The following is a 25,417-nucleotide window of genomic DNA, read 5'->3' on the forward strand; positions in this document are numbered from 1 at the left end:
CCGAATGTGCGGTTCCGGGTCGATCAGTGCGGCGCGAACGCGGTTTATACTGCCGTCGCTCGGCTTTTCAGGTAGCCATCTCACCGATTCAGGGTTGATTCATGCGTAACGATGCTAAAGACGATTTCGACAACGTTCCCAGCCTGCGGGCTGACATCGGGGACGATGATGATTTCGAGCCGACACCCGCTACCTCCGTGCGCTCGCGCAATACGCCGGTGGTCAAGGTCAAGAGCGCCACGACCGGCCCGTTGTGGGCACTGGTAGGCGCGCTGCTGATCGCCTTTGCGGGCCTTGCCTGGTGGAGCTTTCAGCAGATCTCCCTGATGGGCCAGCAATTGGTTGCCACCCAAGAAAGCTTTGCGCGCATCAGTGAAGAAGCGGCGGGGCGTTTGCAGGACATTTCCGGCAAGGTGGTCGCCAGCGAAGCCAACGTGAACAACGGCAGCGAAGCGCTCAAGTTGCAAATCAAGCAGTTGGAAGCGCAGTTGCAGGAGCAAGGCAAGCAACAGGTCGGCGTTGCCGGCCAGGCGAGCGAGCTGGACCAGCGCCTGGCGCAAATGACCGCCAGCACGACCGACCTGGCTAACGCGAATGCCAAATTGCAGGGCCAGGTGCAGGCGTTGACCGACGCGGTGGCAACGCTCAAGGCGGCGCAAGGCGAAATCAAAGACCTGTCTGCCGACGTGGCCGCCCTGAAGAAACAGGGCAACCCAAGCGCGGCGATTGCGCGCCTGGAGCAGGACCTGGTGGTACTCAAAAGCGCTCAGGAAAACCAGCCCGCCAACAGCGATGCACCGACCAATAAAGAGTTCGACGTGTTCCGTATCCAGACCACGCGCAACATCACCACGTTGCAGAGCCAGGTGCAGAACCTGCAGCAACAGCTCAACGAACCGGCGAAAGTCAGGCCTCTAGGGGGGCAGTGATAGTCGGTGTGAGCCGGTTTCAAACGGTGGGAGCTGGCTTGCCTGCGATAGCGGTCTGTCGGCTCATGCTTTTGTAACGGGCTCAGTGTTCTCGCAGGCAAGCCATCCCCCACGATTAAAGGGGGTCAGCGTTAGGCACAGGGCGCTCGTCTGAATTGTCACCGCTTGGTGACACTTCCAATCCCCTTCGTTACTTGCCCTCATGTCACCCTTGTTTAGACTCCGGTCATCCCATAAAAAATAATAAGGGCTACCCATGACCATGCAACCACTGCCTGCCAGTAGTTGGCTGAACGCACCTGCCCATCACAGCTGGCTCGCCACCGAAGGGCAGCGCCTGCTGGCATTCGCCAAAGCCTCGCGCCTGCCTGACGGTTTTGGCAACCTCGACGATCAAGGCCAATTGCCCGCCGATGCCCACGCCGAAACCATGAACACCGCCCGCATGACCCACAGCTTTGCCATGGCCCACGCCATGGGCCTGCCCGGTTATGCCGAGCTGGTGGCGCACGGCGTCGCGGCCCTGAGTGGCCCATTGCGTGATAGCGAGCACGGCGGTTGGTTCGCCGCGCCCCAGGCCGTCGATGGCAACCGTGGCAAGGCCGCTTACCTGCATGCTTTCGTTGCCCTCGCGGCGAGTTCGGCGGTGGCAGTGGGCGCGCCCGGTGCGCAGAGTCTGTTGAACGACGCCGTGCACATCATCGACCAGTTCTTCTGGAGCGAGGAGGAGGGCGCCATGCTCGAATCCTTTGCTCAGGACTGGACCGGTGTGGAGGCTTATCGCGGCGCGAACAGCAACATGCACGCTACCGAAGCGTTTCTGGCGCTGGCCGATGTCACCGCAGACACGCGCTGGCTGGACCGCGCACTGCGCATTGTCGAGCGCGTTATTCACACCTGCGCCGCCGGCAACCAGTTCATGGTCATCGAGCATTTCGATGCCCAGTGGAAACCGCTGCTGGGCTATAACGAAGACAATCCCGCCGACGGCTTCCGCCCTTTTGGCATCACCCCCGGCCACGGTTTTGAGTGGGCGCGGCTGGTGCTGCACCTGGAGGCCGCCCGCCTGCAAGCCGGGCTGACGACCCCGGACTGGCTGGTCACCGATGCCAAGGGCTTGTTCGCCAGTGCCTGCGAATACGCCTGGGCCGTGGACGGTGCTCCCGGCATTGTCTACACGCTCGATTGGAACCACCGCCCGGTGGTGCGCGAGCGCCTGCACTGGACCCATGTCGAGGCCAGCGCCGCGGCCCAAGCGCTGCTCAAACGCACCGCAGAGCTGCATTACGAAACCTGGTATCGGCGGTTCTGGGAGTTTTGCGAAAATCACTTTATCGACCGTGTCCAGGGCAGCTGGCACCACGAGCTGAACCCGCACAACCAGCCCAGCAGCAAAATCTGGGGCGGCAAGCCGGATCTTTATCACGCCTGGCAAGCGGTGGTGCTGCCTGCGCTACCCTTGTCACCCAGCATGACCAGCGCTTTGGCACAGGGTTGCTATGTCACCAAGTGGTGACATTTGTACGTCCCTTTGTTACCTGCGCCTTGAAAATGCCTGTTTAAACTCCGTGCAGCGCAAGCTCTAGACTTGCATGCATAACAACAAGAAAAGGTACTCAGATGAACGCGATTAATCGCCTCGCCGTAGCTATTTCCATTGCCTCGTTGTTTCCCCTCAGTGCATTTGCCGCCGACTCGAAAGGGACGGTTGAAGTTGTGCATTGGTGGACCTCGGGCGGTGAAAAAGCGGCTGTAGATGTCCTGAAGGCCCAAGTTGAGAAAGACGGCTTCACCTGGAAAGACGGTGCTGTCGCAGGCGGCGGTGGTGCCACGGCCATGACCGTGCTGAAAAGCCGCGCAGTTGCCGGCAACCCGCCTGGCGTTGCCCAGATCAAAGGCCCTGACATCCAGGAATGGGCGTCCACTGGCTTGCTCGACACCGACGTGCTCAAAGACGTCGCCAAAGAAGAAAAGTGGGACTCCCTGCTCGACAAGAAAGTCTCCGATACCGTGAAGTACGAAGGTAACTACGTTGCCGTGCCGGTCAACATCCACCGCGTCAACTGGCTGTGGATCAACCCGGAAGTCTTCAAGAAAGCCGGTATCACCAAGAACCCGACCACCCTCGAAGAGTTCTACGCAGCCGGCGACAAGCTCAAAGCCGCAGGCTTCATTCCGCTTGCTCACGGTGGCCAGCCTTGGCAGGACAGCACCGTGTTCGAAGCGGTCGTACTGTCGGTGATGGGTGCCGATGGTTACAAAAAAGCCCTGGTCGACCTGGACAACGGCGCGCTCACCGGCCCTGAAATGGTCAAGGCCCTGACTGAGCTGAAGAAAGTCGCGACCTACATGGACGTCGACGGCAAAGGCCAGGACTGGAACCTGGAAGCAGGCAAGGTCATCAACGGCAAGGCCGGCATGCAGATCATGGGTGACTGGGCCAAGTCCGAGTGGACAGCCGCCAAGAAAGTCGCCGGCAAGGACTACGAGTGCGTAGCCTTCCCGGGCACCGACAAAGCCTTCACCTACAACATCGACTCCCTGGCGGTGTTCAAGCAGAAAGACAAAGGCACTGCTGCCGGTCAGCAGGACATTGCCAAAGTCGTGCTGGGTGAAAACTTCCAGAAAGTCTTCAGCATCAACAAAGGCTCGATCCCGGTGCGGACCGACATGCTCAACGAAATGGACAAGCTCGGTTTCGATTCCTGCGCCCAGACCGCTGCCAAGGACTTCCTGGCTGACGCCAAGACCGGCGGCCTGCAGCCAAGCATGGCGCACAACATGGCCACCACCCTGGCCGTGCAAGGTGCGTTCTTTGATGTCGTGACCAACTACATCAACGACCCGAAAGCCGACCCGGCCGACACCGCCAAGAAACTCGGCGCTGCGATCAAGTCTGCCAAGTAACGGTTAGCAAGGCTGATCCTTGTGAGGGGAAACCCCCTGACCCCTCACAAGGCTTGTTCCTGTAGTCCTTTTTCCCTGTACTGGATTTTCCCATGAGTTCTGTTGCTGTGTTCAGCAAGGCCTCGCCGTTCGATGCACTGCAGCGCTGGCTCCCTAAACTGGTGCTGGCGCCCAGCATGTTCATCGTGCTGGTGGGCTTTTATGGCTACATCCTGTGGACGTTCGTGCTGTCGTTCACCAATTCCACGTTCCTGCCAAGCTACAAATGGGCGGGTCTTGCGCAATACGCGCGGTTGTTCGACAACGACCGCTGGTGGGTAGCGAGCAAGAACCTGGCGGTTTTTGGCGGGATGTTTATCGGCATCACCCTGGTGATTGGCGTGACCCTGGCGATCTTCCTCGACCAGAAAATCCGCCGCGAAGGCTTTATCCGCACCATTTACCTGTACCCGATGGCGCTCTCGATGATCGTCACCGGTACCGCCTGGAAATGGCTGCTCAACCCGGGCATGGGCCTGGACAAACTCCTGCGTGACTGGGGCTGGGAAGGCTTCCGTCTCGACTGGCTGATCGACCCCGACCGTGTCGTGTACTGCCTGGTGATTGCCGCCGTGTGGCAAGCCTCCGGTTTCATCATGGCGATGTTCCTCGCCGGCCTGCGTGGGGTTGATCAGTCGATCATCCGTGCCGCCCAGATCGACGGCGCCAGCCTGCCGCGCATTTACTGGAGCGTGGTGCTGCCCAGCCTGCGTCCGGTGTTCTTCAGTGCGGTGATGATCCTGGCGCACATCGCGATCAAGAGCTTCGACCTGGTCGCAGCCATGACCGCCGGCGGCCCGGGCTACTCGTCCGACTTGCCTGCGATGTTCATGTACTCGTTCACCTTCAGTCGTGGCCAGATGGGCATGGGCTCGGCCAGCGCAATCCTGATGCTCGGCGCGATCCTCGCGATCATCGTGCCTTACCTGTACTCCGAGCTGAGGACCAAGCGTAATGACTAGTCTTGCTTCCAAACCGACCATCAGCCTGAGTCGCGTCGCGATCTACGCGGTACTGATCCTCGCTGTGCTGCTGTACCTGGTGCCGCTGGTGGTGATGTTGCTGACCAGCTTTAAAACCCCGGAAGACATCAGCACCGGCAACCTGCTGAGCTGGCCGACCGTGGTCACCGGCATCGGCTGGGTCAAGGCCTGGGCCACTGTGGATGGCTACTTCTGGAACTCGATCAAGATCACCGTTCCGGCCGTACTCATCTCCACCGCCATCGGCGCGTTGAACGGCTACGTGCTGTCGTTCTGGCGCTTCAAAGGCTCGCAGTTGTTCTTCGGCCTGCTGTTGTTCGGCTGCTTCCTGCCGTTCCAGACCGTGCTGCTGCCGGCCTCGTTCACCCTCGGCAAAATGGGCCTGGCCAGCACCACCACCGGCCTGGTGTTTGTGCACGTGGTCTACGGGTTGGCGTTTACTACACTGTTCTTCCGTAACTACTACGTGAGCATTCCGGATGCGCTGATCAAGGCGGCACGACTGGACGGTGCGGGTTTTTTCACCATCTTCCGTCAGATCATTCTGCCAATGTCGACCCCGATCATCATGGTCTGCCTGATCTGGCAGTTCACCCAGATCTGGAACGACTTCCTGTTCGGTGTGGTGTTCTCCAGCGGCGACTCACAGCCCATCACGGTGGCGCTGAACAACCTGGTCAACACCAGCACCGGGGCCAAGGAATATAACGTGGATATGGCGGCGGCGATGATCGCCGGGCTGCCGACCCTGCTGGTCTATGTGATCGCAGGCAAGTATTTCGTGCGCGGCCTCACGGCCGGCGCGGTCAAGGGGTAATCATGGCTACGCTTGAACTTCGTAACGTAAACAAGACCTATGGCGCCGGCCTGCCCGACACCTTGAAGAACATCGAACTGTCGATCAAGGAAGGCGAGTTCCTGATCCTGGTCGGCCCTTCGGGTTGCGGCAAATCCACGCTGATGAACTGCATCGCCGGTCTGGAGACCATCACCGGCGGCGCAATCATGATCGGTGATAAAGACGTCAGCGGCATGAGCCCCAAGGATCGCGACATCGCCATGGTGTTCCAGTCCTACGCGCTGTACCCGACCATGAGCGTGCGCGAGAACATCGAGTTCGGCCTGAAGATTCGCAAAATGAGCCAGGCCGATATCGACACCGAAGTGGCGCGCGTGGCCAAGCTGCTGCAGATCGAACACTTGCTCAACCGTAAACCGGGACAACTCTCCGGTGGCCAGCAACAGCGTGTGGCCATGGGCCGTGCGTTGGCACGTCGACCAAAGATTTACCTGTTCGATGAACCGCTGTCGAACCTCGACGCCAAGCTGCGCGTCGAGATGCGCACCGAAATGAAACTGATGCACCAGCGTCTGAAAACCACCACCGTCTACGTCACCCACGATCAGATCGAAGCGATGACCCTGGGCGATAAAGTCGCGGTGATGAAGGACGGCATCATCCAGCAGTTCGGCACGCCAAAAGAGATCTACAACAACCCCGCCAACCAATTTGTGGCGAGCTTCATCGGTTCGCCACCCATGAACTTCGTGCCGCTGCGCCTGCAACGCAAGGACGGTCGTCTGGTGGCGCTGCTCGACAGCGGCCAGGCGCGCTGCGAGCTGGCGCTTAACGCGACGGACGCCGGCCTCGAAGACCGTGATGTGATCCTGGGCCTGCGCCCGGAGCAGATCATGCTGGCGGCAGGCGAGGGCGACAGTGCATCGAGCATTCGTGCCGAAGTCCAGGTCACCGAGCCGACCGGCCCGGACACTCTGGTGTTCGTGCAACTGAACGACACCAAGGTCTGCTGCCGCCTGGCGCCCGACGTGGCGCCGCAGGTGGGCGAGACCCTGACCCTGCAATTCGATCCTGCCAAGGTGCTGCTGTTTGACGCCAACACCGGCGAGCGCCTGGGCACTGCCGCTTCATTGCCAGCACAGGACCGTGCGGACAATGTGGCCCAATTCAAGGGACGCTGAGTGTTGCGCCTGAATGGATAACTTGTTGTTTTGGTTAAAAAAGTAACCCGCGTTAGATAAAAACAGTTTAATAACAATAAAGACGAGGATGTAGGGATGAAAAAGCAACACAACAACACCCGGCTGATCTGCCAATTGTCAGCGGCAGCAGCCCTGGTATTGTCCGCCAATGCGATGGCGGACGATGCTTTCAGTGCCGATTCCAAGTGGATGACCGGCGATTGGGGCGGCGAGCGTACCAAGCTGATCGAGCAAGGTATCGACATCAAGGCTGACTACGTTGGGGAAGTCGGTGGCAACCTGAGCGGTGGCTACAACAACGACAAAACTGCCCGTTACGCTGACCAGTTCGGTCTGGGCGTAGCACTGGATCTGCAAAAGCTGTGGGGCTGGGATAACACCCAGGCCAAGATCCAACTGACCAACCGTAATGGTGCGAACATCTCCAATGACCGCATTGGTGACCCGCGTGCCGGCACCTTGAGTTCGTCTCAAGAAGTTGATGGCCGTGGCCACATGGTGCGTCTGACCCAATTCTGGATTCAGCACCAGATGTTCGACAACAAGCTGGACGTGAAACTCGGTTACTTCGGTGAAGGCGAAGACTTCAACACCTTCCCGTGCGACTTCCAGAACCTCTCGTTCTGCGGCTCGCAAGTGGGTAACTATGTAAACACCTGGTACAACTGGCCTGTCAGCCAAGCGGCGATCCGCGTGAAGTACAACATCACGCCTGAGCTGTATGCGCAAATCGGTGCGTACAACCAGAACCCATCGCAGCTGGAGCACGGCAACGGCTTCAAACTCAGCGGCAGCGGCACCAAGGGCACCGTATTGCCGGTGGAATTGGTCTGGTCGCCGAAGGTCAATGGCCTGCCGGGCGAATACCGTGTGGGTTACTACAAGAGCACCGCCGATGCCACCGACGTACGTGAAGACGTCAACGGCGGTGATGCTGGCAGCTCCGGCGCGGCTTTCCGCGTTCGTAGCAGCAAAAGCGGCTACTGGGGCGTTCTGCAGCAACAACTCACCACGCACAATGGCGACGCTTCCCGTGGTCTGAACATCGCGGCCAACGTGACCTTCCACGACAAAGACACCAACCTGGTCGACAACTACCAGTCGTTGATGCTTGTGTACAAAGGGCCATTTGACGCGCGTACCAAGGATGACGTCGGTATCGGTGTGTCGCGTATCCACGCTAACAGTGACGTGAAGAAAACCGCTGAGTTGCTCAATGCGGCCGGCGGCTTCACTGATTACGATCAAGCGGGCTACGCACCGCTGCGTAACACTGAGTACAACGTCGAACTCAACTACGGCATCCACGTCACCAACTGGCTGACCGTGCGTCCTAACCTGCAGTACATCGCCAACCCAGGTGGTGTGAAACAAGTCGACAACGCGGTAGTTGCGGGCCTGAAAATTCAGACTACGTTCTAACGCTGTTGCGATAAGCTCCTTCTCTCTGTGCGCATTTTGCGGATAGCCATGGCTATCCGCTTTTTTTTGGGCAGCCGTGCACACCTCATGTGGGCGCTGGCTTGCCAGCGATGCAGGCGCCTCGGTTTGTCTGAATGACCGAGGCGGTGCTATCGCAGGCAAGCCAGCGTCCACAGGGTCACCCAAGGTTTGAGCAACAATGAATTTCAGGACCGTGGCACATGCATGAGCATCCGCTGCAACGCTTTTTTAAATCCCTGCGCGAGCGTCCGGTATTCGCCTGGGAACGCTTTCAGATGCGCGACGTGTTGGTCATCGACCATCCGTTGTGCCAGGCAGTGTTCAGTCGTCAGGGTGCGCAATTGCTGCACTTTCAACCGCGTGGCCAGAAACCCTGGCTGTGGTGCGCGGCCAAGTGGCCGCAAGTCGGCGCCATCCGGGGCGGCGTGCCGGTGTGCTGGCCGTGGTATGGGCGCCATCCGAGCGAAAACGCCTGGCCTTCCCATGGGTGGGCGCGGCTGATCGACTGGAAACTGCTCGACAGCAGCACCGACGACGACGGCGTGCGCCTGCACTGGCAATTGCAGCTGTGCGACTGGCAGGTCGACCTGCACGCCCACTTGGGCGAAACCCTGGCGCTGCGCCTGTGCACTGAGCATCAGGACGAGTTGCCGTGCCAATTGAGCCATGCTTTGCACGCCTATTGGCGTATTGGTCACGTGGATGAGATAGCGCTGTCTGGGCTGGATGGCGCGCAAGGTTACGATCAGCTCAATCGCCAGGCTTGCCAGCAGGAAGGTGAGCTTCGCGTGGATGGCGGGTGCCAACGGGTGTTCCAGCACGAGGGCGAATTGCACCTCAAGGACCACGCCTGGCAGCGCGAATTGTGCATCGACACCGGCGACAGCGCCGACACCGTGGTGTGGCATCCGGGAAGCCGGCCGTTGTTGGGCGTGAGCTTTAACGAAGCGTCAGGATTTGTGTGCGTGGAGTCGGCGATGGCCGGTGCGAGTCTGGCGCCAGGGGAGAGGGCGCATTTGAGTTTGCAGGCCAGGGCTGGGGCTTAGCGGTGGAGCTTATGCTGCCATCGCAGGCAAGCCAGCTCCCACCGGGGAATGCATTCCAAATGTGCAACTCGGCCCAGTGTGGGAGCTGGCTTGCCTGCGATAGGGCCGGTACTGCAGGTGGAGATTGCTGCTAGTTAAACTCATCCCCCACCGGATACCGGCTGTCATTCAGGCTCTCTTTGATCTTGCGCAAATGCGGCTGGAAATCCACGCCGCGGCGCAAGGTCATGCCGGTCGCCAGCACATCCAGCACGGTGAGCTGGATGATCCGCGAGGTCATCGGCATGTAGATGTCCGTGTCTTCGGGCAGCGGAATGTTCAGGCTCACCGTACTGGCCTTGGCCAGTGGGGAGTTCTCGGCGGTCACGCCCAGTACTGACGCACCGTTTTCCCGTGCGATGCGCGCCACTTCCACCAACTCGCGGGTACGCCCGGTGTAGGAAATAATCACGAACAGCTCGCCTGTATGCGCCACCGAGGCGATCATGCGTTGCATCAGCACGTCGGCATGCGCGGTCACGGCCAGGTTGAAGCGGAAAAACTTGTGCAGCGCATCCATGGCCACCGGGGCCGAAGCGCCCAGGCCAAAGAAGTGGATCTGCCGCGCCTGGATCAACAGGTCCACGGCCTTGCTGATCAGGGCCGGGTCCAGGGCCTGGCAGGCGCTGTCCAGAGATGCGATGGCGCTGCCAAAGATCTTCTGCGTGTAGGCCTCAGGGTTATCATCGGCTTCCACGGCGCGGCTGACATACGCTGCGCCACTGGCCAAACTTTGCGCCAGCTGCAATTTAAGTTCAGGGTAACCGCTGACGCCGAACGAACGGCAGAAACGGTTGACCGTCGGTTCGCTGACCGAGGCGGCCTGGGCGAGGGCGGCGATAGAGAAGCGGGTCGCCTGCTGCGGGTTGAGCAGGATGACCTCGGCGACTTTTTTCTCGGCCTTGTTCAATTCTTCGAGGCGGTTCCGGATCTGTTCCAGAAGATTTCGCACGCGGTCCATTCAGTCTTTCCTTCGGGCGACGATGCAAATTAAGGGCGGTAACCAATCGACGAGTGGTTCTTTGCGGTGGCCTATCCTACTGAGGGTAGCTGAACACCACCACTCGGAATGCGTATTTTGGGAAAATGTTGTGGTTATTACTACATTTTTCCTTGAGTGATGCCTTGAAAAAAGGTATTTGTAGCTTAACTTGATAAAAGAACAAACATCATGCCTTCGATAACCGTAGAACCCTGCACCTTTGCCCTGTTTGGCGCGTTGGGTGATCTGGCGCTGCGCAAGTTATTTCCTGCTCTCTATCAACTCGATGGCGCAGGCCTCCTGCACGACGACACGCGCATTCTGGCCCTGGCCCGTGAGGCCGGCTCCGAACAGCAGCACATGGCCCACATCGAGAAAGAACTGCGTAAGTACGTCGGCAAGGAACTCGATGAAGCCGTGGCCACACGCTTCCTCGCGCGCCTGGCCTATGTGCATGTCGATTTCATGAAAGCCGACGATTACGTCGGCCTGGCCGAGAAGGTCGGCAGTGACCAACGCCTGATCGCCTATTTCGCCACTCCTGCGGCTGTTTACGGGGCGATCTGCGAAAACCTGGCCAAGGTCGGCCTGGCGGAAAACACCCGCGTCGTGCTGGAAAAACCCATCGGTTCGGACCTGGAGTCCTCGCGCAAGGTCAACGACGCCGTGGCGCAGTTTTTCCCGGAAAACCGCACCTACCGTATCGACCACTACTTGGGCAAAGAGACGGTCCAAAACCTGATCGCGTTGCGTTTTGCCAACAGCCTGTTCGAAACCCAGTGGAACCAGCACTACATTTCCCACGTGGAAATCACTGTGGCCGAGCAGGTCGGTATCGAAGGCCGCTGGGGTTACTTCGACAAGGCCGGCCAGCTGCGCGACATGATCCAGAACCACCTGCTGCAACTGCTTTGCCTGATCGCCATGGACCCGCCGGCCGACCTGTCCGCCGACAGCATCCGTGACGAGAAGGTCAAGGTGCTCAAGGCGCTGGCGCCGATCAGCCCGGAAGGCCTGACCACCCAAGTGGTGCGCGGCCAGTACATCGCCGGCTACAGTGCCGGCAAGCCAGTGCCGGGTTACCTGGAAGAAGAGAATTCCAACACCCAGAGCGACACCGAAACCTTTGTCGCCCTGCGTGCCGATATCCGTAACTGGCGCTGGGCCGGGGTGCCGTTCTACCTGCGTACCGGCAAGCGCATGCCGCAAAAGCTGTCGCAGATCGTCATCCACTTCAAGGAACCGTCCCACTACATCTTCGCCCCCGAGCAGCGCCTGCAGATCAGCAACAAACTGATCATTCGCCTGCAGCCGGACGAAGGTATTTCCTTGCGTGTGATGACCAAGGAGCAAGGCCTGGACAAGGGCATGCAACTGCGCAGTGGCCCGCTGCAACTGAATTTTTCCGACACCTATCGCAGCACCCGTATTCCGGATGCCTACGAGCGGTTGTTGCTGGAAGTGATGCGCGGCAATCAGAACCTGTTTGTTCGCAAAGATGAAATCGAAGCCGCGTGGAAATGGTGTGACCAGTTGATCGCCGGGTGGAAAAAATCCGGTGATGCGCCCAAGCCGTACGCGGCGGGTTCCTGGGGGCCGATGAGCTCAATTGCACTGATCACGCGGGATGGGAGGTCATGGTATGGCGATATCTGAATTGAAACTGCCTCAGGGCGTAACTGCTCATGAGTACCGCACGCCCGTATTGCTGGCCGATGGCCTGGCCAATGACGTGGCCGAGCAACTGCGCGCGGCCATCAGTGCCCGTGGCGAGGCGACCCTGGTGGTGTCCGGCGGCCGCAGCCCCGTGGCGTTTTTCCAGAACCTGGCCAAACAGGGCCTGGACTGGTCCAAGGTCACCATCACGTTGGTCGACGAACGTTGGGTGCCGGTGGAACACGCCGACAGCAACGCCGGCCTGCTGAAAAAATACTTGCTGCAAGGTCCGGCGGCCAAGGCCAAGTTCCTCAGCCTGTATCACGTTGCAGCCACGCTTGAAGACGCCGCCGAACTGGCCGATCGCCAGTTGGCAGAGTTGCCCGCCATCGACGTGCTGGTACTCGGCATGGGCGATGACGGCCACACCGCGTCGCTGTTCCCCAACAGCCCGAACCTGGCTGAAGCACTGAAGCCCGACGGTACCCGCCGTTGCTGGCCGATGCTCGCGCCGACCGTGCCGCACCAGCGCCTGACCATGAGTCGTGCGTTGCTGGCCACGGCCCACTACACCGTGCTGTCGATTTCCGGCAGCGCGAAATTGACCACCTTGAGCGCCGCGCTGGCCAGTGACGACGTTGCTGCCATGCCGATTCGCGCGTTTTTGCAACCTACTTTAGAGATTTACTGGTGCCCATGAGCCAAGGATCAGCCGCTATGAAAAGCCCTCAACCGACCGTGTCCATGGCGGATAAAGTTGCCTTGATCGACAGCCTCTGCGCCAAGGCGCGGATCCTGCCGGTGATCACCATCGCCCGTGAACAGGACATCCTGCCGCTGGCCGATGCCCTGGCAGCCGGCGGTTTGACCGCATTGGAAGTGACCTTGCGTTCCGAGTTTGGCCTCAAGGCAATTCAAGTGCTGCGCGAGCAACGCCCGGAATTGTGCACCGGTGCCGGCACCGTACTCGACCGCCACATGCTTGAAGCCGCCGAAGTGGCGGGCTCGCAGTTTATCGTCACGCCAGGCATTACGCGTGACCTGCTGGAAGCCTCGGTGCACAGCCCGATCCCGTTGCTGCCAGGCATCAGCAACGCCTCCGGCATCATGGAGGGCTATGGCCTGGGTTACCGTCGCTTCAAACTGTTCCCGGCTGAAGTGAGCGGCGGCGTTGCTGCGATCAAGGCGCTGGGTGGGCCGTTCGGCGAAGTGAAGTTCTGCCCTACCGGCGGCGTTGGCCCGGCCAACATCAAAAACTACATGGCGTTGAAAAACGTGATGTGCGTGGGCGGTAGCTGGATGCTTGATCCGGAATGGATCAAGAACGGCGACTGGGCCCGCATCCAGGAAGTCACCGCACAGGCGCTGGCGCTGCTGGATTGAGCTGATTTACCGAATCGTTGTTGCTGTGCTTAACGGCATTTTTGCGGCGCACTTGGTCGGTGTGCCGCTTTTTTTTGCCTGTAGAAAACCTCAAATTCAACGCCGATCAATGTGAGAGCGGGCTTGCGCGCGAATGCGCTGGTTCAGTTGGCCTATTCGTCGACTGACACAGCATATTCGCGCGCAAGCCCGCTCCCACATTTCAGTCCGCGCTTAGCTCGGTTATTGCTTTGACCAAGACATCGATGTCCGCCGCCGAGGTCACCAACCCCGGCGTCACCCGAATGCAGCTGCCAAAGGCCGCGCCGACACGGGTGGTGGTAAACAGGTCGTAGTCCTTGAGCAACCGATCCGCCATCACCTGCTGATCACGCCCGGTGAACTTGAACGCCGTGATCCCGCAATACAGCCGTGGGTCATCCGGCGTCAGCACCTCGATGCCCGGCAACTGACGCACCTGGTTCACCCACAGATTCCGCAGATAATTGACCCGTGCGCCCTTGGCTGACGAGCCACCCAATGCCCGGTGCTCTTCCAGCACCAGCGGCAAGGTCATCAGTGCCGGGAAATTCGGTGTGCTGTAGGGCGTACGCGCGCGAACATCGGTGGGCGGGTAATGAAACTCGCCCATGTCCGGGTCGATAGCGGCCAGGCGCTCCGGGGCGATGTACAGAAAGCCCAGGGTCAGCGGCGCGCCGATCCATTTGTGCAGATTGAAGCCGGCAAACTGGATGCCCAGTTGGGCGAGGTTGAATTCGATCTGGCCCAGGGCATGGGCGCCATCAAGGATCACATCCACGCCGTGCTCACGTGCGGCGTTGGCAATCGCCTCGACGGGCATTACCAGGCCGGTGCGGTGGGTCACATGGGTCAGGGCCATCAACTTGAGGCGCGGGTACTGCACAAACGCGGTGCGATAAGTCTGTACCAGGCTGTCGAAACTGGCCGGGTGGGCGTGGGATAACTCGATCACCTCCACACCGCGATAGCCCGCCAGCCAGCGCATCGCGCCTTTGACCGTGTCGTACTCCAGGTCGCTGATCAGCACTTGGTCGCCCGGTTGCAGGTTGTTGTAGTTGCGGATCAGTGACTGCAACGCCTCAGTGGCATTGCGGGTGAAGGCAATCGACTCCGGGTCGGCGTCGATCAGCCCGGCCAGTTGGCGGCGCACCTCGACGTTTTCACCCTGCTCAAAGCGCTGGCGCACATACAGCGAGTTGCTGCGGTTGATAAACGCGACGTGCTCCAGGTACTGCGCCCGTACCGCGCGGCTCATACGCCCGAAGTAGCCGTTTTCCAGATTGATCGGGCCAGGTTCCAGCTCATAGCGCTGGGCAATGGCCTGCCAATGACGTTCGTTATCTGCATTCCTTGGCATGGCGAGACTCTCAGTGGCGGGGGGCAGGTTTGCCGTGCTTTACGCGCAGCGGTTCCAATAGTTCGGACAGGCCGTTGTGGTCAATTTCCTGCATCAATGCCAGCAAGCCGCCCAACTCGCCGTGAGGAAATCCCTCGCGGGCAAACCAGTTCAGGTAGGGGCCGGGCAAGTCGGCGATGATCCGCCCCTTGTATTTGCCGAAGGGCATTTCGCGGGTGATCAGCAATTCGAGTTTTTCGGGGTTCATGGCATCAGGCGTTTAAGTCGAGACCTTGGAAAATACAGGCATTCTGCATGAAGGCCAAATGACAGATCATGCAAATAACTCGCATACAGATGGTTCAATAATTTTTATCCAGTTGAAAAATAAGGGAAAAGTTGTTTTTAAAAACTTGGCACGGGCGCTGCAATCATTAATACACGTTTCTTAACCCGCACAAGGAATTGAAAAATGACTGACATCAACAAAGAATCGATCTCTGTACTCAACGACCTGATCGAGACCAGCAAAGACGGCCAGAAAGGCTTCGCAACTTGTGCTGAAGACATCAAGCACCCAGAGCTCAAAGCGCTCTTCCAGAAGCGTGCCGCCGACTGCGCCAGCGCTGCTGCCGAGCTGCAAACCGCTGTGAAAGCCCTGGGTGGCGATCCGGAAAAATCCGGTTCGGTTGCCGGCGCACTGCACCGTGGTTGGGTCGACGTGAAATCGCTGGTCACCGGCAAAGATGAAGAAGCCGTGTTGAACGAAGCCGAGCGTGGTGAAGACCACGCACTGAAGGCTTACAAAGAAGCGATCGAGAAGATCAACAAGCACAACCTGCTGGGTATTCGTGACCTGGTTGAGCGTCAGTTCCATGGCGCCCAACGTAACCACGACCAGGTGAAAGCTCTGCGTAACCAGGCTCGCGCTCAGTCTTGAGTCGCTCCTGATTAGAAAAAGCCCCGCTGATGCGGGGCTTTTTTTATGGGCAATTTTTACACCCAGGCATCAGCCGATGCTGATCGGCGGCAGTTCGGTCAACGTCACCACCTGCTGCTTGCGGGGTGCCAGGATTTCCGCCTCACCGTCCACTACCAGCTCATCGCGCTGGTTGAACACGCGAGTGGCGATGCGCACGCGAAACTTGGGCAGCTTCTCGAGGATTTCCAGACGCACGGTCAAGGTGTCGCCGATTTTCACTGGCTTCTGGAAGCTCATCTGCTGGCCGATGTAGATAGTGCCCGGCCCGGGCAGTTCGCAGGCAACGGCCGCGCTGATCAAGGCGCCGCTGAACATGCCGTGGGCGATACGCTCCTTGAACATGGTCGCCTTGGCGTACTCGGCATCCAGGTGCACCGGGTTGTGGTCGCCGGACATCGCGGCAAACAACTGGATATCGCGCTCTTCGACGGTCTTGCTGTAGCTGGCGGTCTGGCCGACTTCGAGGGCTTCGTACGGGGTGTTGGTAACCTGCGTCATCTCGGGGTGCATCCTGTGGCTAATCGGTAATTAAACAGTATGATTTTAAGCGTTTGATTTTAAACGAAAATTTATTCGCGGCGGGTCGGCCTGCGCAAGGTCAGAGCCTGTTGCAACCACGCCAGTACATCCGCTGTGACGTCATCACGGTTGGTTTCATTGAACACTTCATGACGCGCCTGCGGGTAGATATTCAATTGCAGGTGCTGGCAGCCGGCCTTACGCAACGCATGGGCCAGGCTTTTGAGACGCTTGCCTTCACTCACCGGATCACATTCGCCGCCCATCACCAGGATCGGCAGGCCCGGGTCGATCTGCGCGAGATTGGACGCTTTGCTGATTTGCTGCAAGCCGCCCAGCAGGTCGATCCACAACTGGTTGGTGCAGCGAAAACCGCACAGCGGGTCGGTGATGTACTGGTCGACCTCGACCGGGTCGCGACTGAGCCAATCAAACGCCGTTCGGTTGGGCTTGAAGGCTTTATTGAACGAGCCGAACGACAGGAACTCGATCAACGCACTGCGCCCGCGCAAGCCCTGGCGTGCCCGTTCGATACGAGCAATCACCGCCGCCGCGCGGTACAGCGCAATCGGTTGGAAATTCGACCCGCTCAGAATCGCGCCAGTCAGGCTGGCGCTGTGGTGCAGCAGGTAGGCCTGGGCGATGTAGCTGCCCATGCTGTGGCCCAGCAGGATAATGGGCAGCCCCGGATGCTGCTGGCCGATGTGCTGGTTGAGGCTGGCCAGGTCGCCCACCACTTTGTTCCAGCCGTCCTTTTCGGCGTACAACCCCAGCGTGCCTTCATCGGCGGTGCGGCCATGACCGCGCTGGTCCAGCGCATACAGACCGTAACCGGCACCGCACAGGGCTTGGGCCAGGCGTGCATATCGACCACTGTGCTCGGCCATGCCGTGGGACAGCATGACGACTGCCCGGGTCTCGCCTTCCGGCAGCCATTGATTGACGTACAGGCGGCTGCGGTCATTCGCGGTCAGCCAGAAGGTGCTGTGGTTCATGGCGCTTCCTTTGCTCAGGGTCGTTGCAGTGTATAGCTCATCCTCGGGCTTGCGTCTGATCAGTGCAGGCCCTTGTAGGAAGATTCACGCAATTAATGACGCTCTTTCCTGTATTTGCCTGTTTGGCCATAGCTGCTAACGTCCCCAAAGCTCCGCTTTTTATAGCAGCACGTTTTTATCGCTGCAGCGGTCGGACACACTCAGGTAAGAGGACAAGAATAATGCAACCTGATTTCTGGAATGACAAACGCGCCGCGGGCGTTCCCAATGACATCGACCTCACCACGTACAAGTCGGTGATCGAAGTCTTCGAACGTTCCTGCAAGGCCTTTGCCGACCGTCCGGCGTTCAGCAACATGGGCATCACCCTGACCTACGCCGAGCTTGAGCGCCAGAGTGCTGCGTTCGCCGGTTACCTGCAGCAACACACCGACCTCAAGCCGGGCGAGCGTATCGCGGTGCAGTTGCCCAACGTGCTGCATTACCCGATTGCCGTATTCGGAGCACTGCGTGCCGGGCTGATCGTGGTCAACACCAACCCGTTGTACACCCCGCGCGAGATGCGTCATCAGTTCAAGGATGCCGGCGTGCGTGCGCTGGTGTACCTCAACCTGTTCGGTGCGAGGGTGCAGGAGGTGTGCGCCGACACCGAGATCGATTACCTGATCGAAGCCAAAATGGGCGACTTCATGCCCGCCGCCAAGGGCTGGTTGATCAATACCGTGGTCGACAAAGTCAAGAAAATGGTCCCGGCCTACCACCTGCCTCGGGCGGTATCGTTCAAACGCGCGTTGCGCATGGGCGCGGGGCAGGGGTTGATCCGGCATCCGGTCACGCTGGATGACATCGCCGTGCTGCAATACACCGGCGGTACCACTGGCCTGGCCAAGGGCGCGATGCTCACCCACGGCAACCTGGTGGCAAATATGCAGCAGGCCCGGGCGTGCATGTCCCAGGTCACCGACGATGGCCAGCCGCTGGTAAAGGAAGGGCAGGAGGTGATGATCGCGCCGCTGCCGCTGTACCACATCTATGCCTTCACGGCGAACTGCATGTGCATGATGGTGACCGGCAACCACAACGTGCTGATCACCAACCCGCGCGACATTGGCGGGTTCATCAAGGAGCTGAAAAAGTGGCGGTTCTCCTGCCTGCTGGGGCTCAACACCCTGTTTGTGGCACTGATGGACCACCCCGACTTCAAGACCCTGGATTTCTCCCACCTCAAGATCACCAACTCCGGCGGCACCGCCCTGATCAAGGCCACGGCCGAGCGCTGGAAGGCGGTGACCGGGTGTTCCATCGGCGAAGGCTACGGCCTGACTGAAACCTCACCCGTGGCCAGTACCAACCCGTACGGCAGCCAATCGCGCCTGGGCACAGTGGGGATTCCGGTGCCGGGTACGGCGATGAAGGTGATCGACGATGACGGGCACGAGCTGCCATTGGGTGAGCGCGGCGAACTGTGCATCAAGGGCCCGCAGGTGATGAAGGGGTACTGGCAGCAGCCGGCCGCTACCGCCGAGGCGCTGGACGCCGACGGTTGGCTCAAGACGGGTGACATTGCGGTGATCGACAACGATGGCTTCGTAAGCATTGTTGATCGCAAGAAAGACCTGATCATCGTTTCGGGCTTCAACGTTTACCCCAACGAGATCGAAGACGTGGTGATGGCCCACCCGGCGGTGGCCAACTGCGCGGTCATCGGCGTGCCGGATGACCGCACCGGGGAGGCGGTGAAGCTATTTGTGGTGGCGCGTACCCAAGGCGTGAGCCTTGAAGAGCTGAAGGCGTACTGCAAGACCAATTTCACCGGGTACAAAGTGCCCAAGCATATTGTGTTGCGCGACTCGCTGCCGATGACGCCGGTGGGCAAAATTTTGCGCAGGGAGCTTCGCGACATCGCCTGACCATGATTGAAAGCCACTCAAAATGTGGGAGGGGGCTTGCCCCCGATGGCGGTGTATCAGTCAGCAGATGTGTTGGCTGATACACCGCTATCGGGGGCAAGCCCCCTTACACATAGATTCTTTATTGCCCTGAAAACCCTATTCCAGAGCCTTTTGCTGGGATATTTGATCGCTGCTTAAAGTGTGACCAAATATTGTAGGACAGTCATGTTTATGACCGTAGGGGCCCCTTTTGGCTCTAGGCGGCCCTTGGCAAAGCTGCTACTCTCGGCGCGCTTTGTGACTTCTCGGCCTGCTTGAAAGCGCCAGACTCACCTTAAAAAAACATACACCAATAATAATCGCATCAAATGCGATGATGAATTCGCGTCGCTGAGGAGTGGGCTTCCATGAACGAAGACTTTTGGAAGGATAAGTACCCCGCCGGGATTGCTGCAGACATCAATCCAGACGAGTATCCAAATATTCAGGCGGTACTGAAGCAGTCCTGCCAGCGCTTCGCCGACAAGCCGGCTTTCAGCAACCTGGGCAAAACAATCACCTACGGTGAACTGTACGAATTGTCCGGTGCTTTCGCCGCTTACCTGCAACAACATACCGACTTGAAGCCTGGCGATCGCATCGCCGTGCAACTGCCCAACGTCCTGCAATACCCGGTTGCCGTGTTCGGCGCCATCCGTGCCGGCCTGATCGTGGTCAACACCAACCCGCTGTATACCGCGCGGGAAATGGAACACCAATTTAATGACTCCGGGGCCAAGGCCCTGGTCTGCCTGGCGAACATGGCGCACCTGGCTGAAAAAGTCGTGCCCAAGACTGCCGTCAAACACGTGATCGTCACTGAAGTCGCCGACCTGTTGTCGCCGTTCAAGCGCTTGCTGATCAACAGCGTCATCAAGTACGTGAAGAAAATGGTCCCGGCCTATCACTTGCCCAAGGCGATCAAGTTCAACGACGTGCTGGCCAAGGGGCACGGCCAGGCGGTCAATGATGCCAGCCCGGCCAGCAGCGATGTTGCCGTGCTGCAATACACCGGCGGCACCACCGGCGTGGCCAAGGGCGCGATGCTCACCCACCGCAACCTGGTCGCCAACATGCTGCAATGCAAGGCGCTGATGGGCTCCAACCTTAATGAAGGTTGCGAAATCCTGATCACGCCGCTGCCGCTGTACCACATCTATGCCTTCACCTTTCATTGCATGGCGATGATGCTGATCGGCAACCACAACATCCTGATCAGCAACCCGCGCGACTTGCCGGCGATGGTCAAGGAACTGTCGAAGTGGAAGTTCAGCGGCTTTGTCGGCCTCAACACGTTGTTCGTGGCGCTGTGCAACAACGAAGGCTTTCGCAAGCTGGACTTCTCTGCGCTGAAAGTCACCCTGTCCGGCGGCATGGCCCTGCAACTGGCCGCGGCCGAGCGTTGGAAGGACGTGACCGGTTGCAACATCTGCGAAGGCTACGGCATGACCGAAACCAGCCCGGTGGCCACGGTCAATCCGATCCAGAACATCCAGATCGGCACCATCGGCATTCCGGTGCCTTCGACTGTGTGCAAAGTCATCACCGATGACGGCGTCGAGCTGGCTCTCGGTGAAATCGGCGAACTGTGCGTCAAGGGCCCGCAAGTGATGAAGGGCTACTGGCAGCGCGAAGATGCCACCGCCGAAATCCTCGACAGCGAAGGCTGGTTGAAGACCGGTGACATCGCGATCATCCAGCCTGACGGCTACATGCGCATCGTCGACCGCAAGAAAGACATGATTCTGGTCTCCGGCTTCAACGTCTACCCCAACGAATTGGAAGACGTGCTGGCAACCCTGCCCGGCGTGCTGCAGTGCGCGGCCATCGGCGTGCCGGATGAAAAATCCGGGGAGCACATCAAGATCTTCATCGTGGTCAAGCCCGGTGCCACCCTGACCAAAGATCAGGTGATGGAGCACATGCGCGCCAACGTCACCGGCTACAAGGTGCCCAAGGCCGTTGAGTTCCGTGATGCGTTGCCGACCACCAACGTGGGCAAAATCCTGCGGCGTGAATTGCGTGATGAAGAACTGAAGAAGCTGGGCCTGAAAAAGTAACCCAATAAAAAACCCCGCAATTGCGGGGTTTTTTTATGCCTGGATTGGAATGCAATCCAGATGCGGGAGCGGGCTTGCTCGCGAAAGTGGCGAGTCAGTAACACATCCGGCGACTGACACCCCGTGTTCGCGAGCAAGCCCGCTGCCACATGTTTGATCTGCGTTTTTACACCGCAAACTGCGCGAAGCTCACACCCGCACCTGCCGGGCGCACATCGGTGAGGAACGAATCCTTGTCCGCGCTCAGCTCCAGCGTGATCTCCGGGCTGCGCTTGCCTGCATTGCGCACTACCAGCCCTTCAAGTTTTTCACGCAAAAATGCTGTCGGCACCTTCAGGTGCAGCAACTGGTCGGACTCGGCGTTGTGCATCAACAAGTGAATCCACTCGTATTGGCCCACGGCAATACGGCCCACCGGCAGGTCGAACCACCAGATGTTGCGTTTGCGGTCCAGGTCGGTGAAGTGGCAGTTGTTGAGGCCGAGTACGGCACCGCCCAGTTCCTGGTTTCTGCGGGCGATAGCCTGTGCTTTATTGAGTTTCATAACCTTCCTACGGGATCTGTTATTCAGCGTTATAGCCTGAATGTGCGGGGCATTCTCGTGGGTTGGCTGCAAAACATAAAGCCAAACCTGCAAGCGGCGATGAAATGCCCGTCGAAAAATAATTGAAACTCTGCCGAACAGCCTCGGGTCAATCTCTACGTAATGACCAAAAACCTCGATTGTTCCAGGAGAAATACCATGAGCAGCACATCGGATAAGGCAAAAGGTTTGGCTAACGAAGCCGTCGGCAACGTCAAGCAAGGTGTTGGCAAAGTGACTGGCAACGACAAGCTGCGCGCCGAAGGCGTGGTTCAGGAAAAGAAAGGCGAAGTGCAGAAAGCGGTGGGCGATACCAAAGACGCGGTAAAAAAAGCCACCAAGTAAGTCTGAATCGTTGGCTGTATGCGTGCAGCCCGACGGCCATCCACGGATGGCCGTTTTTATGTCAGATGCTGCAACTAAAATCTGGTAATTGTTTCAAAGTCGCCAAGTAGGCTACTTTTGATGTAGAAAACGGCCCCTGAGTCGCCCACGACCTCACCCTTTTGCGGCGAAAGGAGACGCTATGATTTTTCCGGTATTACAAGGTTTACCCCTGCATAAGGTGCTGGTGCGCACCGTCAAGGAATTCGTCGATGACGAAATGCCCACCTATGCCTCGGCACTGGCCTACCAGATGCTGTTCTCATTGTTTCCCTTCCTGCTGTTCCTTATCGCCCTGATTGGTTTCCTGCATCTGCCGGACTTCTTCACCTGGCTGCGCATGCAATCGGAACTGGTGCTGCCGCCCCAGGCGCTGGAGCAGGTCAACCCGGTGATCGACCAGTTGCAGCAGTCCAAAGGTGGCTTGCTCTCCGTTGGTATCGTGATCGCCCTGTGGACTGCCTCCGCCGGTGTACGGCTGATGATGAGCGCGATGAACGCTGCCTACGATGTGGTCGAAGGCCGTCCGATCTGGAAGCGCTTCCCGCTCTCGGTGTTCTACACCGTCGGCATCGCCGGCATGCTGCTCGCCGCCGCCGCCTTGATGGTGCTTGGCCCGCAGGTGATGGAGTGGCTCGCCGGGCAGATCGGCATGCAGGAATTCGTGGTGACTTTGTGGACCATCCTGCGCTGGCCGCTGATTGTGATTCTGCTGATGTTTGCCGTGGCCCTCATGTATTACGTGATGCCCGATGTGGAGCAGAAATTCCGCTTCATCACGCCCGGCTCGGTGCTCGCCGTAGTGGTGTGGATCGTTGCTTCCCTGGGCTTTGGCTATTACGTCAAAACCTTCGCCGACTACAACGCCATGTATGGCAGTATCGGTGCGATCATCGTCCTGCTTCTGTACTTCTATATTTCCGCCGCGGTGCTGTTGCTGGGCGCGGAGATGAATGCCGTGATCGAACACATGTCGGCTGAAGGCAAGGACCCGGGAGAAAAGGAGTTCGATGAACCCGCCGAAGAAGTTTCTGACACGGATGCAAAACAGCACGTCTCAGGCCTAGGCCGGGACCACTCCAAGCCCACACCCATTGAGCCTGATCGATGATCCGTGAAATCCTGAAAATGGGCGATGAGCGCCTGCTGCGTATTGCACCGCCGGTTACGCCGGAAATGTTCGACAGCCCCGAGCTTTGGCAGTTGATTGACGACATGTTCCAGACCATGGAACACGTCGGCGGCGTTGGCCTGGCCGCACCGCAGATCGGCGTCGATCTGCAACTGGTGATCTTTGGTTTCGAAGCCAGCGAGCGATACCCGGATGCGCCGCCGGTGCCGCAGACCATCCTGATCAACCCGTTGATCACACCGCTCAGCCCGGTGGTGGAAGAGGGCTATGAAGGCTGCCTGTCCGTGCCCGGCCTGCGTGGCGCGGTAGACCGTTATCAGCAGATTCGCTACGAGGGTTTCGACCCCAAAGGCGAGCCGATCACGCGCATCGCCGAGGGTTTCCATGCGCGCGTGGTGCAGCATGAATGCGATCACCTGATCGGCCGGTTGTACCCCTCGCGGATTACCGACTTCAGCAAGTTCGGGTTTATCGAAGTGATGTTTCCAGACATGGACCCGAACGCTGACGAATAGCTTTCAAGCCCAATGAGATCCAAATGTGGGAGCGGGCTTGCTCGCGAAAGCGGTGTATCAGTGACTTATCCTGTGACTGATACTCCACATTCGCGAGCAAGCCCGCTCCCACATGTGCATTGCATTTCAAAGCGGGTTATTTGGCCGGTTTCACAAACCGCAACGTCATCCGATCCGACTCACCAATCGCCACATACTTGGCCTTGTCCTGCTCACCCAACTTCAATGCCGGCGGCAAGGTCCATACGCCACCGGGGTAATCCTTGGTGTCCTTCGGGTTGGCATTCACCTCACTCTGTCCCGCCAGCTTGAACCCGGCGTCCGTTGCCAGCTTCACCACCTGCGCGGTGGTCAGGTAACCACTGTCCTTGATCGCTTCCAGATCCGCCCCATCCTTGGCGCGATGATCTTCCACGCCCAGCACCCCACCGGGCTTGAGCACCGTGTAGAACGCGCTGAAGGTGGCCGGCGCGGTGCCCGCGTCAACCCAGTTATGCACATTGCGAAAGGTCAGTACCGCATCGGCCGACGCAGGCTTGCCGAACACCGGCGCCTTGGGATCGAATTCGACAACCTCGGCCTTGGCATAACGCGCAGGGTCGGCGGCGAATTTCTTTTTCAGGTTCTGTTCGGACGTCGCGGCGTAAGCACTGCTGCTCGCAGCCTGCACGGCGGCGACGTAATGCCCATGGTCCTTGAGCAACGGCGCCAGGACCTCGCTGTACCAGCCGCCGCCCGGGGTGATTTCGATCACCGTCTGCTTGGCGCCCAGGCCGAAGAATTCCAACGTTTGCTGCGGATGGCGATAAACGTCGCGCGCGCTGTTGGCCGGGTCGCGCCAGCTGCCGGCAAGCACGCTGGTGTACTGCGCGGCGGTAATCGGTGCGTCGGCTGCCTGGCTGAGCGTTGGAACGAGGAGGGCGGTGAGGGACAGAGCTGCAAGCGTCGTTTTCATGATCATCCTGTAAGGGGCCACTGTGCCGTCGAGGCTAGCATGGGCCCTCTACCGGGCGATCACACATTATCCGAGGTGCACCTCACCCTTGGTTATAAGCCCCATGGCGATCATTGGTTTATTGCGTTTGTAGCGCACCAGCCGCTCGCTGAGCGATTGTGGCAGCACCGTGTCCTGAGTGAAGCCCATACGCCGGTACAGACCTTCTAGATCCGGATGGCACAGCAGCCACACTGTGCCTTCCACTTCGGCCACAGCCTGCAGAATCAGGCGCGCCGCCAACCCGTTGCCGCGATACGCGGGGTCCACAAACACCCCCGTCAGCCACTGCCCGCCCAGCACCGGGCTCAGGCACAACCCGGCCACGATCTCGCTGTCGCGCGCCACCCATAAACGCCCGCCTTTAATGGCTTTCATCGACGAGTCGTGGCTACGGTAAAACTTGTTGAGCAGCGGCCACAGCGGCGCTGCCAGCGGTTCGAGGTGCAGTTCGGGCATGGTCTTCAAGCGAGCAATATCAAGGGTCGGGGATTATAAGCGCCTTCTGCCCGGCAATAGGTGGTATACCCACTGTTACATCCCCTTCAGTTGAGCAT

Annotated in this window: 25 protein-coding genes; 17 read left to right on the top strand and 8 right to left on the bottom strand. The window is 59.2% G+C overall.

Annotation, left to right across the window (positions count from 1 at the left end):
• Nucleotides 1–101: 101 nt before the first annotated feature.
• The 8 genes from AC19YS_RS01750 (at nt 102) to AC19YS_RS01785 (ending at nt 9,348) form a co-directional block, all read left to right on the top strand.
• The gene (locus AC19YS_RS01750) at nt 102–929 is read left to right on the top strand and encodes an ATPase (protein ID WP_124418339.1); all 828 of its coding nucleotides are present in this window, start codon (nt 102–104) and stop codon (nt 927–929) included.
• 256 nt (nt 930–1,185) lie between these two features.
• On the top strand, nt 1,186–2,445 hold the full coding sequence (locus tag AC19YS_RS01755) for a D-mannose isomerase (RefSeq protein WP_200622966.1): 1,260 nt from the start codon (nt 1,186–1,188) through the stop codon (nt 2,443–2,445).
• Nucleotides 2,446–2,549: 104 nt separating this feature from the next.
• Nucleotides 2,550–3,836, top strand: a complete 1,287-nt coding sequence (locus AC19YS_RS01760; protein ID WP_106578439.1) for an ABC transporter substrate-binding protein — start codon at nt 2,550–2,552, stop codon at nt 3,834–3,836.
• 92 nt (nt 3,837–3,928) lie between these two features.
• A complete protein-coding gene (locus tag AC19YS_RS01765; protein WP_017253695.1) occupies nt 3,929–4,837 on the top strand; it encodes a carbohydrate ABC transporter permease in 909 nt (302 codons plus the stop codon).
• Nucleotides 4,830–5,675 carry a carbohydrate ABC transporter permease gene (locus AC19YS_RS01770; protein ID WP_106578440.1) on the top strand — a complete coding sequence of 282 codons (846 nt, stop codon included), beginning with the start codon at nt 4,830–4,832 and terminating at the stop codon, nt 5,673–5,675. Before AC19YS_RS01765 ends, AC19YS_RS01770 begins: the two co-directional genes overlap by 8 nt.
• 2 nt (nt 5,676–5,677) lie before the next feature.
• Complete coding sequence (locus AC19YS_RS01775; protein WP_200622964.1) at nt 5,678–6,838, top strand: ABC transporter ATP-binding protein; 1,161 nt, start codon at nt 5,678–5,680, stop codon at nt 6,836–6,838.
• A gap of 96 nt (nt 6,839–6,934) precedes the next feature.
• Entirely contained in the window at nt 6,935–8,281 is a 1,347-nt protein-coding gene (locus AC19YS_RS01780) for a carbohydrate porin (protein WP_200622962.1), read from the top strand.
• Between the two features lie 221 nt (nt 8,282–8,502).
• Nucleotides 8,503–9,348 carry a D-hexose-6-phosphate mutarotase gene (locus AC19YS_RS01785; RefSeq protein WP_200622961.1) on the top strand — a complete coding sequence of 282 codons (846 nt, stop codon included), beginning with the start codon at nt 8,503–8,505 and terminating at the stop codon, nt 9,346–9,348.
• Between the two features lie 130 nt (nt 9,349–9,478).
• Here the strand turns inward: AC19YS_RS01785 and AC19YS_RS01790 are convergent, their stop codons facing one another.
• Nucleotides 9,479–10,339, bottom strand: a complete 861-nt coding sequence (locus tag AC19YS_RS01790; RefSeq protein WP_170039859.1) for a MurR/RpiR family transcriptional regulator — start codon at nt 10,337–10,339, stop codon at nt 9,479–9,481.
• 219 nt (nt 10,340–10,558) lie between these two features.
• Here AC19YS_RS01790 and zwf point away from each other — a divergent pair, with 219 nt between their 5' ends.
• Genes zwf through AC19YS_RS01805 form a run of 3 tightly spaced genes read left to right on the top strand, consistent with a single transcriptional unit; the run spans nt 10,559 to nt 13,408 of the window.
• Complete coding sequence (zwf, locus tag AC19YS_RS01795; protein ID WP_106578444.1) at nt 10,559–12,025, top strand: glucose-6-phosphate dehydrogenase; 1,467 nt, start codon at nt 10,559–10,561, stop codon at nt 12,023–12,025.
• Nucleotides 12,012–12,725, top strand: a complete 714-nt coding sequence (gene pgl / locus AC19YS_RS01800; RefSeq protein ID WP_500600741.1) for a 6-phosphogluconolactonase — start codon at nt 12,012–12,014, stop codon at nt 12,723–12,725. Before zwf ends, pgl begins: the two co-directional genes overlap by 14 nt.
• A 17-nt stretch (nt 12,726–12,742) precedes the next feature.
• A complete protein-coding gene (locus AC19YS_RS01805) occupies nt 12,743–13,408 on the top strand; it encodes a bifunctional 4-hydroxy-2-oxoglutarate aldolase/2-dehydro-3-deoxy-phosphogluconate aldolase (RefSeq protein ID WP_106578446.1) in 666 nt (221 codons plus the stop codon).
• 202 nt (nt 13,409–13,610) lie between these two features.
• Here the strand turns inward: AC19YS_RS01805 and AC19YS_RS01810 are convergent, their stop codons facing one another.
• Both AC19YS_RS01810 and AC19YS_RS01815 read right to left on the bottom strand, forming a co-directional pair.
• Nucleotides 13,611–14,786 (bottom strand): aminotransferase class V-fold PLP-dependent enzyme, encoded by a 1,176-nt coding sequence (locus AC19YS_RS01810; RefSeq protein WP_200622953.1) that lies wholly within the window; start codon nt 14,784–14,786, stop codon nt 13,611–13,613.
• Between the two features lie 10 nt (nt 14,787–14,796).
• A complete protein-coding gene (locus tag AC19YS_RS01815; RefSeq protein WP_017139191.1) occupies nt 14,797–15,033 on the bottom strand; it encodes a DUF3820 family protein in 237 nt (78 codons plus the stop codon).
• A gap of 204 nt (nt 15,034–15,237) precedes the next feature.
• Here AC19YS_RS01815 and AC19YS_RS01820 point away from each other — a divergent pair, with 204 nt between their 5' ends.
• Complete coding sequence (locus AC19YS_RS01820) at nt 15,238–15,705, top strand: ferritin-like domain-containing protein (RefSeq protein WP_106578448.1); 468 nt, start codon at nt 15,238–15,240, stop codon at nt 15,703–15,705.
• Between the two features lie 69 nt (nt 15,706–15,774).
• Here AC19YS_RS01820 and AC19YS_RS01825 read toward each other — a convergent pair whose 3' ends face one another.
• Together AC19YS_RS01825 and AC19YS_RS01830 are read right to left on the bottom strand one after the other, a co-directional pair.
• A complete protein-coding gene (locus AC19YS_RS01825) occupies nt 15,775–16,245 on the bottom strand; it encodes a MaoC family dehydratase (RefSeq protein ID WP_003175719.1) in 471 nt (156 codons plus the stop codon).
• A gap of 71 nt (nt 16,246–16,316) precedes the next feature.
• Nucleotides 16,317–17,261 (bottom strand): alpha/beta hydrolase, encoded by a 945-nt coding sequence (locus AC19YS_RS01830; protein ID WP_200622952.1) that lies wholly within the window; start codon nt 17,259–17,261, stop codon nt 16,317–16,319.
• Between the two features lie 221 nt (nt 17,262–17,482).
• On the opposite strand from AC19YS_RS01830, the gene fadD2 reads away from it, so the two are divergent.
• The gene (gene fadD2, locus AC19YS_RS01835) at nt 17,483–19,171 is read left to right on the top strand and encodes a long-chain-fatty-acid--CoA ligase FadD2 (protein ID WP_119741486.1); all 1,689 of its coding nucleotides are present in this window, start codon (nt 17,483–17,485) and stop codon (nt 19,169–19,171) included.
• Nucleotides 19,172–19,560: 389 nt separating this feature from the next.
• On the top strand, nt 19,561–21,252 hold the full coding sequence (gene fadD1, locus AC19YS_RS01840) for a long-chain-fatty-acid--CoA ligase FadD1 (protein WP_145159507.1): 1,692 nt from the start codon (nt 19,561–19,563) through the stop codon (nt 21,250–21,252).
• A 166-nt stretch (nt 21,253–21,418) separates the two neighbouring features.
• On the opposite strand, the gene AC19YS_RS01845 is transcribed toward fadD1, so the two are convergent.
• Nucleotides 21,419–21,796, bottom strand: a complete 378-nt coding sequence (locus AC19YS_RS01845; RefSeq protein ID WP_106578452.1) for a hypothetical protein — start codon at nt 21,794–21,796, stop codon at nt 21,419–21,421.
• A gap of 198 nt (nt 21,797–21,994) precedes the next feature.
• Here AC19YS_RS01845 and AC19YS_RS01850 point away from each other — a divergent pair, with 198 nt between their 5' ends.
• From AC19YS_RS01850 to def, 3 genes are all read left to right on the top strand, one after another.
• Complete coding sequence (locus AC19YS_RS01850) at nt 21,995–22,180, top strand: CsbD family protein (RefSeq protein WP_076015848.1); 186 nt, start codon at nt 21,995–21,997, stop codon at nt 22,178–22,180.
• Nucleotides 22,181–22,361: 181 nt separating this feature from the next.
• Nucleotides 22,362–23,330, top strand: a complete 969-nt coding sequence (locus AC19YS_RS01855; RefSeq protein WP_106578453.1) for a YihY/virulence factor BrkB family protein — start codon at nt 22,362–22,364, stop codon at nt 23,328–23,330.
• On the top strand, nt 23,327–23,866 hold the full coding sequence (def, locus tag AC19YS_RS01860) for a peptide deformylase (protein WP_200622951.1): 540 nt from the start codon (nt 23,327–23,329) through the stop codon (nt 23,864–23,866). The genes AC19YS_RS01855 and def overlap by 4 nt, the downstream gene beginning before the upstream one ends.
• 136 nt (nt 23,867–24,002) lie before the next feature.
• On the opposite strand, the gene AC19YS_RS01865 is transcribed toward def, so the two are convergent.
• Nucleotides 24,003–24,821 (bottom strand): class I SAM-dependent methyltransferase, encoded by an 819-nt coding sequence (locus tag AC19YS_RS01865; RefSeq protein ID WP_200622949.1) that lies wholly within the window; start codon nt 24,819–24,821, stop codon nt 24,003–24,005.
• 66 nt (nt 24,822–24,887) lie between these two features.
• Nucleotides 24,888–25,319: a GNAT family N-acetyltransferase gene (locus AC19YS_RS01870; protein ID WP_106578456.1), complete on the bottom strand. Its 432-nt coding sequence runs from the start codon at nt 25,317–25,319 to the stop codon at nt 24,888–24,890.
• Nucleotides 25,320–25,417: the final 98 nt, after the last annotated feature.

The sequence above is a fragment of the Pseudomonas sp. MF08831 genome, from assembly GCF_059862645.1.

Bases quoted from the DNA above. Each gene is read 5' to 3' on its own strand.
- AC19YS_RS01750 (WP_124418339.1), top strand. From the start codon at position 102: ATGCGTAACGATGCTAAAGACGATTTCGACAACGTTCCCAGCCTGCGG.
- AC19YS_RS01755 (WP_200622966.1), top strand. From the start codon at position 1,186: ATGACCATGCAACCACTGCCTGCCAGTAGTTGGCTGAACGCACCTGCC.
- AC19YS_RS01760 (WP_106578439.1), top strand. From the start codon at position 2,550: ATGAACGCGATTAATCGCCTCGCCGTAGCTATTTCCATTGCCTCGTTG.
- AC19YS_RS01765 (WP_017253695.1), top strand. From the start codon at position 3,929: ATGAGTTCTGTTGCTGTGTTCAGCAAGGCCTCGCCGTTCGATGCACTG.
- AC19YS_RS01770 (WP_106578440.1), top strand. From the start codon at position 4,830: ATGACTAGTCTTGCTTCCAAACCGACCATCAGCCTGAGTCGCGTCGCG.
- AC19YS_RS01775 (WP_200622964.1), top strand. From the start codon at position 5,678: ATGGCTACGCTTGAACTTCGTAACGTAAACAAGACCTATGGCGCCGGC.
- AC19YS_RS01780 (WP_200622962.1), top strand. From the start codon at position 6,935: ATGAAAAAGCAACACAACAACACCCGGCTGATCTGCCAATTGTCAGCG.
- AC19YS_RS01785 (WP_200622961.1), top strand. From the start codon at position 8,503: ATGCATGAGCATCCGCTGCAACGCTTTTTTAAATCCCTGCGCGAGCGT.
- zwf (WP_106578444.1), top strand. From the start codon at position 10,559: ATGCCTTCGATAACCGTAGAACCCTGCACCTTTGCCCTGTTTGGCGCG.
- pgl (WP_500600741.1), top strand. From the start codon at position 12,012: ATGGCGATATCTGAATTGAAACTGCCTCAGGGCGTAACTGCTCATGAG.
- AC19YS_RS01805 (WP_106578446.1), top strand. From the start codon at position 12,743: ATGAAAAGCCCTCAACCGACCGTGTCCATGGCGGATAAAGTTGCCTTG.
- AC19YS_RS01810 (WP_200622953.1), bottom strand. From the start codon at position 14,786: ATGCCAAGGAATGCAGATAACGAACGTCATTGGCAGGCCATTGCCCAG.
- AC19YS_RS01815 (WP_017139191.1), bottom strand. From the start codon at position 15,033: ATGAACCCCGAAAAACTCGAATTGCTGATCACCCGCGAAATGCCCTTC.
- AC19YS_RS01820 (WP_106578448.1), top strand. From the start codon at position 15,238: ATGACTGACATCAACAAAGAATCGATCTCTGTACTCAACGACCTGATC.
- AC19YS_RS01825 (WP_003175719.1), bottom strand. From the start codon at position 16,245: ATGACGCAGGTTACCAACACCCCGTACGAAGCCCTCGAAGTCGGCCAG.
- AC19YS_RS01830 (WP_200622952.1), bottom strand. From the start codon at position 17,261: ATGAACCACAGCACCTTCTGGCTGACCGCGAATGACCGCAGCCGCCTG.
- fadD2 (WP_119741486.1), top strand. From the start codon at position 17,483: ATGCAACCTGATTTCTGGAATGACAAACGCGCCGCGGGCGTTCCCAAT.
- fadD1 (WP_145159507.1), top strand. From the start codon at position 19,561: ATGAACGAAGACTTTTGGAAGGATAAGTACCCCGCCGGGATTGCTGCA.
- AC19YS_RS01845 (WP_106578452.1), bottom strand. From the start codon at position 21,796: ATGAAACTCAATAAAGCACAGGCTATCGCCCGCAGAAACCAGGAACTG.
- AC19YS_RS01850 (WP_076015848.1), top strand. From the start codon at position 21,995: ATGAGCAGCACATCGGATAAGGCAAAAGGTTTGGCTAACGAAGCCGTC.
- AC19YS_RS01855 (WP_106578453.1), top strand. From the start codon at position 22,362: ATGATTTTTCCGGTATTACAAGGTTTACCCCTGCATAAGGTGCTGGTG.
- def (WP_200622951.1), top strand. From the start codon at position 23,327: ATGATCCGTGAAATCCTGAAAATGGGCGATGAGCGCCTGCTGCGTATT.
- AC19YS_RS01865 (WP_200622949.1), bottom strand. From the start codon at position 24,821: ATGAAAACGACGCTTGCAGCTCTGTCCCTCACCGCCCTCCTCGTTCCA.
- AC19YS_RS01870 (WP_106578456.1), bottom strand. From the start codon at position 25,319: ATGCCCGAACTGCACCTCGAACCGCTGGCAGCGCCGCTGTGGCCGCTG.